This is a genomic window from Streptomyces sp. B93 (assembly GCF_018070565.1).
Classification (GTDB): domain Bacteria; phylum Actinomycetota; class Actinomycetes; order Streptomycetales; family Streptomycetaceae; genus Streptomyces.
This window is the reverse complement of record NZ_JAGPXL010000054.1, coordinates 37,765-43,764: the sequence shown is the minus strand read 5'-3', so window position 1 is coordinate 43,764 and position 6,000 is coordinate 37,765. Positions and strand designations below refer to the sequence as shown.

The 6,000-nt window shown below is 71.2% G+C and carries 6 protein-coding genes; 1 reads left to right on the top strand and 5 read right to left on the bottom strand.

What is annotated here, in order from left to right; all coding sequences use genetic code 11:
• Positions 1 to 281: 281 nt before the first annotated feature.
• Complete coding sequence (locus KBY47_RS32005) at positions 282 to 1,073, bottom strand: VOC family protein (RefSeq protein WP_210927395.1); 792 nt, start codon at positions 1,071 to 1,073, stop codon at positions 282 to 284.
• A 203-nt stretch (positions 1,074 to 1,276) separates the two neighbouring features.
• Here KBY47_RS32005 and KBY47_RS32000 point away from each other — a divergent pair, with 203 nt between their 5' ends.
• A complete protein-coding gene (locus tag KBY47_RS32000) occupies positions 1,277 to 1,519 on the top strand; it encodes a WhiB family transcriptional regulator (RefSeq protein WP_210927394.1) in 243 nt (80 codons plus the stop codon).
• Positions 1,520 to 1,549: 30 nt separating this feature from the next.
• On the opposite strand, the gene KBY47_RS31995 is transcribed toward KBY47_RS32000, so the two are convergent.
• The 4 genes from KBY47_RS31995 to KBY47_RS31980 form a co-directional block, all read right to left on the bottom strand.
• Positions 1,550 to 2,524: an acyl-ACP desaturase gene (locus tag KBY47_RS31995; protein WP_210927393.1), complete on the bottom strand. Its 975-nt coding sequence runs from the start codon at positions 2,522 to 2,524 to the stop codon at positions 1,550 to 1,552.
• Between the two features lie 216 nt (positions 2,525 to 2,740).
• Positions 2,741 to 3,517 carry a dimethylargininase gene (gene ddaH / locus KBY47_RS31990; RefSeq protein ID WP_210927390.1) on the bottom strand — a complete coding sequence of 259 codons (777 nt, stop codon included), beginning with the start codon at positions 3,515 to 3,517 and terminating at the stop codon, positions 2,741 to 2,743.
• 130 nt (positions 3,518 to 3,647) lie between these two features.
• The gene (locus tag KBY47_RS31985) at positions 3,648 to 5,270 is read right to left on the bottom strand and encodes an ABC-F family ATP-binding cassette domain-containing protein (protein WP_210927387.1); all 1,623 of its coding nucleotides are present in this window, start codon (positions 5,268 to 5,270) and stop codon (positions 3,648 to 3,650) included.
• Between the two features lie 286 nt (positions 5,271 to 5,556).
• Positions 5,557 to 5,973 carry an SsgA family sporulation/cell division regulator gene (locus KBY47_RS31980; protein WP_210927384.1) on the bottom strand — a complete coding sequence of 139 codons (417 nt, stop codon included), beginning with the start codon at positions 5,971 to 5,973 and terminating at the stop codon, positions 5,557 to 5,559.
• Positions 5,974 to 6,000: the final 27 nt, after the last annotated feature.

The window sequence follows — 6,000 nt, the reverse complement described above, 5'->3', positions numbered from 1 at the left end:
CCCAGGCTCTGCTGTCGCTTGCCCGTCGCCGGGTCGACGTGCTGTGGGCGATGCTGCGTGACAAGAGGCTGTTCACCTCCGCCCCGCCGCTCACGCAGACGGCTTGACACGATCATTGAGATTCCCTTCGACCGCTTCGCTCCGGTACGGACAGCAGCGTAGGAAGGGAGGTGTGAGGGGTCGTCACGCCCGAGTCGCCGGTGTGCGTACCACCGGGGTTGCGTGCGACCGGGGCTTCGTACCACCGGAGTTGACGGGCGGGCGCGGCGGTCCAGGTGCGGTCAGGCCGCCGGCCGGGCGCTCCTCAGGACGGCGAACCGGGCGCCGTACGGGTCCGCCAGCCTGGCCGTCCGGCCGACGTCCGGCAGGTCGACGGGCTCCGAGCGGACCGTGCCGCCCAGCTCCCGGGTACGGGCGGCCGTGGCGTCCGGGTCGGTGACCTCGAAGTACGGCAGCCAGTACGCGGGAGACCCCGCCTCCACGGGGTCGTCGGGGAGCGGGACCAGACCGCCGAACAGGGCGTCCTCCCCGGCACCGGTGGGGTTGACGCAGGTGTAGATGCCGCCCGGGAAGGTGATCGACGAGGTCTCCCAGCCGAGGACGGTGTGGAAGAACCCGGCGGCCGCCGCGATGTCCGCGGTGTACAGCTCCAGCCAGCACAGCGCGCCCGGGGCCTCGAAGAGGTCCAGGCCCTTGACCTCCCCCGGCTGCCAGACGCCGAACGGCACGCCCGAGCGGTCGCCGAGGATCGCCGTGCGGCCCCGGTCCAGCACGTCCGTCGGCGGGGTGAGCACGCTGCCGTGCGCCCGTACGGCGGCCTCGGCGGTGGCATCCGCGTCGGGGCTGTGGAAGTACACCGTCCAGGACGACGGGCCCCGCTCCGGAGCGGTCTGCGTACCGGCCGCTACGGTGTCGCCGTCCAGCTCGAAGAAGCCGTAGCCCCCGGCCTCGGGCCCCGCCGACCGGAACCGCCAGCCGAAGAGCGCGCGGTAGAAGTCGACGGCGCCGTCGATGTCGGGTGTGCCGATGTCGAGCCAGTTCGGCGCGCCGCCTGTGAAACGGGTGGTGAGCATGCCCGACCTCCTCGTACGGGACCCGCTGCCTGCACTGTCCGAGTCTCGCACCGCCCGCCGGCGCCCGCTCCCGAGGCCCGCCCCGCGCGCCGCCGTGCGCGGGGCGGGCCGGGGCGGGATCATCGGTGCGGCCGGAGGCCCTGGGCGACGGCGTTGATCGGACGTTGAGCGAACGTTTTTCGCCCTCCGGCACGCTTTTGGCCATGCACTCCGAAACAATCGGCCCGGCCGGTATCGCATGGGACCAGGCGCTGTGCGCGCAGACCGGGGCCGACTTCTTCTTCCCCGAGCCGGGCAGCTCGGTGCGTGAGGCCAAGCGCATCTGCGGCATGTGCGAGATGCGCGCGGCCTGTCTCGACTACGCGCTCGCCCACGACGAGCGCTTCGGCGTGTGGGGCGGCCTCTCGGAGAAGGAACGCCTGCGTCTGCGGAGCACGCCCCACTGACGCGGCCCCGCGATCAGCCGCGGCCCCGGATCAGGCGCTCGCGCGGGCGGCCATCCGCGCCTTGCGGGCCGCCAGCCGCTCGTCGAACTTGGCGGCCTCGGCGTCCAGGCCGCCCATGTACAGCCCCAGCTCCTCCTGGGCCTGCCGCCCCTCGGGGCCGAGCCCGTCGATCTCCATGACCTTCAGGAAGCGCAGCACCGGCTGGAGCACGTCGTCGTGGTGGATGCGCAGGTTGTAGACCTCGCCGATGGCCATCTGGGCGGCGGCGCGCTCGAAGCCGGGGATGCCGTGGCCGGGCATGCGGAAGTCGACGACGACATCACGGACGGCCTGCATGGTGAGGTCGGGGGCGATCTCGAACGCAGCCTTGAGCAGGTTGCGGTAGAAGACCATGTGCAGGTTCTCGTCGGTCGCGATACGGGCCAGCATGCGGTCGCAGACCGGGTCGCCGGACTGGTGTCCGGTGTTGCGGTGGGAGATCCGGGTGGCCAGCTCCTGGAAGGCGACGTAGGCGACCGAGTGCAGCATCGAGTGCCGGTGGTCGTGCTCGAAGCCCTCGCTCATGTGCGCCATCCGGAACTCCTCCAGTTTGTCCGGGTCGACCGCGCGGGAGGCGAGCAGGTAGTCCCGCATGACGATGCCGTGCCTGCCCTCCTCGGCGGTCCAGCGGTGCACCCAGGTGCCCCAGGCGCCGTCCCGGCCGAACAGGGTGGCGATCTCGTGGTGGTAGCTGGGGAGGTTGTCCTCGGTGAGAAGGTTGACCACCAGGGCGATCCGGCCGATCTCGGTGACCTGGGACTGCTCCTTGGACCAGGCCTCGCCGTCCTCGAAGAGGCCGGGGAAGTTGCGGGCGTCGCTCCAGGGGACGTACTCGTGCGGCATCCAGTCCTTGGCGATCTTCAGATGCCGGTTCAACTCCTTCTCGACCACTTCCTCCAGTGCGTACAGCAGCTTGGCGTCGGTCCACACGGACGGGCTGCCGAGATGGGGGGAGGTGATCGTCACGGGTACTCCAGGGGGACGTGATGCAGAGCGGAAACAATACGAGGGTTCCGGCGAGCGGGTTGCCGGAAACCTACGGGATCGTAGGCTACGAAGCCGTAGGTTACGAAGCCGTAGGTTAAGGACGCTGTAAAGAGCGCAGATCACGCCAGTCTCGGAATGCCGCAAAGGCCCCGGGACGCCCAGGTCCCGGGGCCTTGGGAGTGATCCCGTCACGCGTCAGGCGTACAGCTCACGCAGCCGCACTGAGAGGCATGTCACACAGCCCTCCAGCTTCTCGAACTCGCTGATGTCCACAGCCACGGGCTCGTACCCGAGGTCCGTGAACAGCTCCGCCGTCTTCGGCGCGCTCGCCGCCATCAGCAGCTTCGCGCCGCCGAGCAGCACGACATGGGCGCCGGACTCCTCTGGCACCGGCAGGAACCGCCCGAACAGCGACGGCATGTCCATCAGCGGGATGTGGCCGACGACCGTCCCGTCCGGCAGCGCCGTGACCGCCGACTTCAGGTGCAGCACCTTGCTCACCGGCACGCTGACCACCCGGGCGCCCAGTGGCTCGAAAGCGGCGCGCAACTGCTGCACCCCGGCCGCGTTGGTGCGGCCGCCGCGGCCGACGTAGACGGTGTCGCCGATCTTCAGCACATCGCCGCCGTCCAGGGTGCCCGGCTCCCAGATCCAGTTGACCGAGCAGCCCAGGCCCGCCACCACCTCCTCCACCCCGGCGGTCTCGTCGCGGCGGGACTCGGCGCCGGGGCGGGCGATCAGGGCCACGTTGCGGTACATGACCACCGTGTCCTCCACGAACACGGCGTCCGGGCAGTCGTCGGCCGGATCGACCTCGACGGTCTCCCAGCCGTGTGCGCGCAGTGCCTCCCCGTACGCCTCCCACTGCCGCACCGCCAGCTCCACCTCGACCGCCGCCCGTTCGACGTGCGTCACCAGGCCCTCGGCCAGACGCGGACCGGGGCGGCGGACGAGGGCCTTCTTGCTGGGCACGTGGTCTCCTCCACAGGGTCGGGCGAGGTCACCGGCGCATGGCCGGAAACCGGCGGTCTGTCACCGGCGTACCCCATCCGAGCCCCTCCTCGAAGGCGGCGCGCCCCGCTTCACATCACCTTCCCTCCCGTCACCGCTCTCCCACCAGGGCCTCCGGCGTGGTCGGCGTGAGCGTGCCGTCCAGCAGCAGCCAGCGGGTGATGCCGATGGACTCCAGGAACGGCAGGTCGTGACTGGCCACGATCAGCGCCCCCTCGTACGACTCCAGGGCCGAGGTGAGCTGTCGCACGCTCGCCATGTCCAGGTTGTTCGTCGGCTCGTCCAGCATCAGCAGCTGCGGCGCCGGTTCCGCCAGCATCAGCGCGGCCAGGGCCGCCCGGAAGCGCTCACCGCCGGAGAGCGTGGCCACCCGCTGGTCGGCGCGGGCACCGCGGAACAGGAAGCGGGCCAGCCGCGCCCGGATCCGGTTGTTGGTGGCGCCCGGCGCGAACCGGGCCACGTTCTCGGCGACGCTCAGCTCGTCGTCCAGGACGTCCAGCCGCTGCGGCAGGAACCGCAGCGGGACGTGCGCCGTCGCCTCGCCCGCCACCGGCGGTAGCTCCCCGGCGATCGTCCGCAGCAGCGTCGTCTTGCCCGCGCCGTTGCGCCCGGTCAGCGCGATCCGCTCCGGACCGTGCAGATCGAGCCCGCCCTCCACGCGCGCGCCGTACGCCAGTTCCAGCTCCCGCAGGGTCAGCACCGACCGGCCCGGCGGCACGGCCGTGAACGGCAGGTCGACACGGATCTCGTCGTCGTCCCGCACCGCCTCGGCCGCCTCGTCGAGGCGTTCCCTGGCATCGGCGAGCTTCTCCTCGTGCATGATGCGGTGCTTGCCCGCGGAGACCTGGGCGGCACGCTTGCGGGCCCCCATGACGATCTTCGGCTCACGCTTCTGCTCGAACATCTTCTGCCCGTACCGCTTGCGCCGGGCCAACTTGACCTGGGCGTCCACCAGTTCGCGTTTCTGCTTGCGCAGATCCGCCTCGGCGACCCGCACCATCCGCTCGGCCGCCTCCTGCTCCACGGCGAGCGCCTCCTCGTACGCCGAGTAGTTGCCGCCGTACCAGGTGATCTCGCCGGAGCGCAGGTCGGCGATCTGGTCGGCCAGGTCGAGCAGTTCCCGGTCGTGGCTGACCACGACCAGCACGCCCGGCCAGGACGCCACCGCCGCGTACAGCCGTCTGCGGGCGTACACGTCGAGGTTGTTGGTGGGCTCGTCGAGCAGGAGGATTTCCGGTCGGCGCAGCAGCAGCGACGCCAGCCGCAGCAGCACCGACTCGCCGCCGGAGACCTCGCCGACCGTGCGGTCCAGGCCGACATGGCCGAGGCCCAGCTCGCCGAGGGTGGCGAGGGCGCGTTCCTCGACGTCCCAGTCGTCGCCGAGGGTCTCGAAGTGCTCCTCCGCCGCGTCACCCGCCTCGATGGCGTGCAGCGCGGCCCGCCGGGCGGCGATGCCGAGCGCCTCGTCGACCCGCAGGCCGGTGTCGAGCGTGACGTTCTGCGGGAGGTAACCGACCTCGCCCGCGCGGCGTACGGCGCCGTCGGTGGGGGCCAGTTCACCGGCCATCAGCTTCAACAGGGTCGATTTTCCGGACCCGTTGACGCCGACCAGGCCGGTGCGGCCGGGGCCGAAGGCGGCGTCGAGGCCCTCGAAGACGGCGGTGCCGTCGGGCCAGACGAAGGACAGGGACGTACAGGTGAGGGAAGCAGACATGGGGGCCTCCGCGGTTGCTCGGGAACGATCAGGGGCAAACGCGTGTCGAGACACCTGCGACCGGCAGGGGACGAAAAGGGCCGTGGGCATGAAGAAGCCCTGTGCCCGGGAGACGGGTCGGACGGCTCGTACGCCGAGGTCGCACGCGGCGCACACCACAGACGGGCGGCGCGGTGTCTCAGGACCTCAGAGGAGCAACGTCCTTCTCCAATCGACGGCAACAGGACGTGTCAGACGGTACGGACGGCGCGGAGAGCCGTCAACGCATTTAACGCACCGGGCGCCGCTAGCGGGCGTCCCGCATCAGCTCGGCCAGGTCGTGGTCCAGGTCGAGCTGGAGGTGCTCCAGACCGAGGGGAACCAGCTCCCCGGCGGCCGCCAGGAAGCGGCGCACGTCCTCGGAGTGCAGATGCACCACGGCCGTGCCCTCCGGGGCGTGGAACTCCAGGACCGTGCGGTCGAACCCGTAGGGCCGCACGCGGACGTCGCCGTGGCCCTCGGCGTCGTGCAGACCGGCCGCCAGCAGTTCACGGGCGAAGGTCCAGCACACCTCCACGCCCTCAAGGGTGGCCTGCGCCGGGAAGGTCATGCGGACGGCGAACGGGTCGCTGCGGTCGTAGCGCAGGGTGGCGGGGATGTTCGGCATCCGGGGTGCCGCGGCAACGAGGCGGGCTTCCACTGGCTGCTCGATGACGGTGGACAACGCCTTGCTCCCTTGTGACGGCGGGAC